The organism is Endozoicomonas atrinae (assembly GCF_001647025.1).
GTDB classification, from domain to species: domain Bacteria; phylum Pseudomonadota; class Gammaproteobacteria; order Pseudomonadales; family Endozoicomonadaceae; genus Endozoicomonas; species Endozoicomonas atrinae.
The window spans coordinates 1-4,204 of the sequence record NZ_LUKQ02000363.1 but is presented as its reverse complement, the minus strand read 5'-3'; the positions used below and the strand labels follow the sequence as shown (position 1 = coordinate 4,204).

Here is a 4,204-nt window from a genome sequence, read left to right as displayed (position 1 = left end):
TGAGAACCTTATTTCCGAAGATTAAAAAAACGGAAAGCGTATAGTTGTGTGATTTTGAAGATTTAAGTTGGACTTACCATCATGCTAGTAATTTGAGATAGCTTCTTACAAAGTCGCACATCGCGTAAATCTCATAAATTTCATCATCATTCTTGAGCCATCATGCACACTGACATTACCATGCAACGAGCCGGACAAAAAACAGTCCGGCACTGTATTTGTACTTTCACAATAATCAAGCTGTTGGAACCACATGCAATTAACAGAAAGCTATCCGATTGGAACACCCGGCAAGCCCTGGGGTGACACTGAACGTCTGGCCTGGCGCGAACAGGTGACGATCAAGCGTGAATATCAGCAGGAAGTGGTTCCCAAAATCAAAGCCCTGGGAGAGCGTTTTGACATCGAACAATACGGAGCTCTCTCTTACGATGAAGCCCGTTATCCATTGTTCTGTCTGAAAAGTAAAAACTGGGACAGCAATAAGCCAACCGTTCTGATCACTGGCGGTGTACATGGTTACGAAACCAGTGGTGTTCACGGTGCAATCAAGTTTATGGACACCCTGGCAGAGCATTACCAGGAACACTTTAATGTTGTTGCTGCACCCTGTGTCAGCCCCTGGGGTTATGAAACCATAAACCGCTGGAATCCAAACGCAGTTGACCCAAACCGTTCATTTTACCAGGACAGTCCTTCTGAAGAGTCAGCCAACCTGATGAAGCTGGTTGCAACACTGGATAATGTACTGGTCCATTTTGACCTGCACGAAACCACAGATACCGATGAAACCGAGTTCCGCCCTGCCCTGGCAGCCCGTAATGGTATTGAGTATGTTCCATGCAGTATTCCTGATGGTTTCTACACCGTGGGTGATAGTGAAAACCCACAGCCAGAATTTCAGGCAGCCATTATTGAGTCTGTGGCGAACGTCACTCATATAGCGCCAGCTGACGAGAAAGGTAATCTTATCGACTCCCCCATGGTTCAGCATGGTGTGATCCATTACCCGATGGTTAAGCTTGGCTTATGCGGTGGTGTCACCAACTGTACCTATGGAACGACAACGGAAGTCTATCCGGACAGCCCCAAAGTGACCGATGAAGAGTGTAACGATGCTCAGGTTGCGGCGGTTAAAGGCGGGCTCGACTATGTAATCCGTCTTCTGTAATTGCAAATTGCAACTTTACTTTTAATAAAATGACCACAAAGGCACAGAGTTGCGTTCTGCTCATTCAAACCTTTTATTTAATAGGGCTGTATAAGCAAAACAAAAGAAAATAAGAGAAATCTTTCTTTGTGTCTCTGTGCCTTAGTGTTGAAAAATAACAGTCAGTTTTTACCAGAAAGAGCAGGATATATCTGGCTCATGGAAAAGCCCCGCTGGGCCAGGAAACGGGTCTGTCGGGCTCTCTCTTTATTATCCCGGGGAGCAGAGGCTCCAAACTTTCGTTCTTTCACCTCTTTTGCCAGCTCATCCCAATGATCATCCTGCTCCAGCAGGTATTGACCGATCAGCTCGCTATCAACCCCTTTCTGAAGCAGTTCCGACTTAATACGAACCGGACCATAGCCTCGCTGTTGACGACTGTAGACGTAGCACTCAACAAAGCGGTCGTCACTTTGCAACCGCTCCTCCCGGAGGCGAGTAAGCGCTTCAATCACCAGTTCCCGGGGAAAACGACCCGAGAGCTTTCGGGCCAGCTCGGTAAAACCATGTTCCCGTCGGGCCAGTAGGTCCATGGCAGCCCGACGGACATCTTTTACCGTTTGAATGGCTTCAGCAGACATTCAATTACTCAGCCAGCAACTCGTCCTGCTGCACACTTGCAGCGGCAGCGTCACCTTTTTTACCCGCATCTTTCTTTGCTTCAGCTTCCGCCTTTTTGGCAGCATCTTTTTCTGGCGTACTCATCAACTCATCACGGATCTGAGCCTCAATTTCAGCCGCCACTTCCGGGTTATCAGAGAGATACTGGGCAGCATTGGCTTTACCCTGTCCAATCTTTGAGCCTTTATAGGCATACCAGGCACCGGACTTATCGATCAGCTTCTGCTTCACACCCAGGTCAATCACCTCACCCATATGGTAGATACCCTGACCATAAAGGATCTGGAATTCTGCCTGACGGAAAGGAGGAGAAACTTTGTTCTTCACAACTTTAACGCGAGTTTCGTTACCAATAACCTCATCACCCTGCTTGACCGCACCGGTACGACGAATATCAAGACGCACAGAAGAGTAAAACTTCAGAGCATTACCACCGGTAGTGGTTTCCGGGTTACCAAACATCACACCGATCTTCATACGGATCTGGTTGATGAAGATCACCATGCAATTGGTTTGCTTGATGGAACCTGTCAGCTTACGCAGAGCCTGAGACATCAGACGGGCCTGCAGACCAACGTGGGAATCCCCCATCTCACCTTCAATTTCAGCCTTGGGTACCAGGGCAGCGACAGAGTCAACGACGATGACATCTACGGCACCGGAACGAACCAGCATATCAGTGATTTCCAGCGCCTGCTCACCGGTATCCGGCTGGGAAACATAAAGGTCATCCACATTCACACCCAGCTTACCGGCGTACTGGGGATCCAGGGCATGCTCCGCATCAACGAAGGCACAGGTAGCACCCTGCTTCTGCGCCTGGGCAATAACGCTCAGGGTCAGCGTGGTTTTACCGGAAGATTCAGGCCCGAAGATTTCGATAACACGGCCTTTTGGCAGACCACCAATACCCAGGGCAATATCCAGCTGCAGAGAACCAGTGGAAATTGCCGGAATCGCTTCCTGCTTCTGGTCACCCATCCGCATGATGGCGCCTTTACCAAACTGTCGGTCAATCTGGCCAAGTGCTGCTGCCAACGCTTTTTTTCTGTTATCATCCATTCTTCACGCCCTCAGTTCGATTCTGACTTCATCAGGAACAGCTAAATAAGTAATACTGTATATTTAAACAGATACTGGATATTTGTCCAGTATATTTATTGCTTCGACAGGAACGAATCTTTTTTCAGGTTAACAAGGTCAGAATCCCCTGCAATGCCTGAACAACCGTTTGCTCCCTGATCTGATCACGATCACCCTCAAGATGAAAGTGCCTTGCCGCGCTTTCCTGTCCGGTGCTCCAGGCTATCCACACGGTTCCTACCGGCTTTTCCGGTGTCGCGCCACCCGGTCCGGCAACCCCAGTCACCGCTACGGAAATATCGGTTTTCAGTAACTTCCGTACACCCTGGGCCATGGCGATAGCCACCTGTTCACTGACGGCACCGTACTTATTGAGCAACACTTCCGGCACATGAAGGAGATGAGCCTTTACACCATTGGCATAACAGATGACGCCACCTTCAAACCAGGCTGAGCTACCGGGCATCGCCGTCAAAGCATGACCAATCCCCCCTCCGGTACAGGACTCCGCCGTAGACAGTGTCCAACCTCTGGAAACCAGGAGTTCAGCAATCTCGTAGACAATGGGGGACGTAGCAGAATGCAGTGTAGGTTCCATGGTCACTCGCCATACAGTTAACAGAGGAGCCAATCAGGATAGGATGTTATAACACGATTAGGGAAAGTCATCACAAATATTCATGAAAACAACCAGTTTGAAATAGGGCGTTGCTTTCCTGCATACAGGCTTATGCGAGCATAAATGGTTCAGACTGAACAAAAGACTTCATGAGGAAGACCCTAGAATTAAGGGGATACTCGATAAGAGTCCCCCCCAATCAGACAGGGAAGGTGCGAATAAGTCCACCCTCACCTGTGGTAACCCTTGGTATTACTGACGCTTTTTTTGGTAGAAGGGACTTATTCACAGCTTCCACAGGCAAAACGAAGAGGCTTGATGCCAAGAATGACTACACTGTAAATCTTACAATATAATTGCAAATGAATTAAAAGATACCTGCTGGGTGAAAGCACCTAAATAACGGATATATTTATCTTTAATAACACATCCTGGGACTAACACCATCATACAAATGAGCCTGTAAATAATTCTGTGTAAACGCCACCAAAACTATTACTCCTTGAACCGGTCAGGAAACATAATTTCAAACCGGTTCATGGCTGCTTTCCAGTTCCTGATCGGCATGGTCCATTTCTCGGAAGCTTTTTCCATGGCCAGATAGATTACCTTCATGACTGACTCATCAGTCCGAAAAATCTTCCGGTTCTTGATCGCCTTACGAATGACGC

General features: G+C 48.1%; 4 protein-coding genes and 1 pseudogene. 1 reads left to right on the top strand and 4 read right to left on the bottom strand.

The window, feature by feature from the left end:
- Positions 1 to 253 precede the first annotated feature (253 nt).
- A complete protein-coding gene (locus tag AK963_RS26180) occupies positions 254 to 1,171 on the top strand; it encodes a M14 family metallopeptidase (protein ID WP_066018297.1) in 918 nt (305 codons plus the stop codon).
- A gap of 161 nt (positions 1,172 to 1,332) precedes the next feature.
- Here the strand turns inward: AK963_RS26180 and AK963_RS26175 are convergent, their stop codons facing one another.
- The 4 genes and pseudogenes from AK963_RS26175 to AK963_RS32515 all read right to left on the bottom strand — a co-directional run.
- Complete coding sequence (locus AK963_RS26175; RefSeq protein WP_066018296.1) at positions 1,333 to 1,791, bottom strand: regulatory protein RecX; 459 nt, start codon at positions 1,789 to 1,791, stop codon at positions 1,333 to 1,335.
- A gap of 4 nt (positions 1,792 to 1,795) precedes the next feature.
- Positions 1,796 to 2,893: a recombinase RecA gene (gene recA, locus AK963_RS26170; RefSeq protein ID WP_066018295.1), complete on the bottom strand. Its 1,098-nt coding sequence runs from the start codon at positions 2,891 to 2,893 to the stop codon at positions 1,796 to 1,798.
- Positions 2,894 to 3,017: 124 nt separating this feature from the next.
- Entirely contained in the window at positions 3,018 to 3,512 is a 495-nt protein-coding gene (locus AK963_RS26165) for a CinA family protein (protein WP_066018294.1), read from the bottom strand.
- A gap of 516 nt (positions 3,513 to 4,028) precedes the next feature.
- Positions 4,029 to 4,204: pseudogene (locus AK963_RS32515) on the bottom strand (IS256 family transposase); the annotation flags it as partial.

Excerpts from the sequence above, each read along its gene's own strand:
- AK963_RS26180 (WP_066018297.1), top strand. The coding sequence starts at position 254 with ATGCAATTAACAGAAAGCTATCCGATTGGAACACCCGGCAAGCCCTGG.
- AK963_RS26175 (WP_066018296.1), bottom strand. The coding sequence starts at position 1,791 with ATGTCTGCTGAAGCCATTCAAACGGTAAAAGATGTCCGTCGGGCTGCC.
- recA (WP_066018295.1), bottom strand. The coding sequence starts at position 2,893 with ATGGATGATAACAGAAAAAAAGCGTTGGCAGCAGCACTTGGCCAGATT.
- AK963_RS26165 (WP_066018294.1), bottom strand. The coding sequence starts at position 3,512 with ATGGAACCTACACTGCATTCTGCTACGTCCCCCATTGTCTACGAGATT.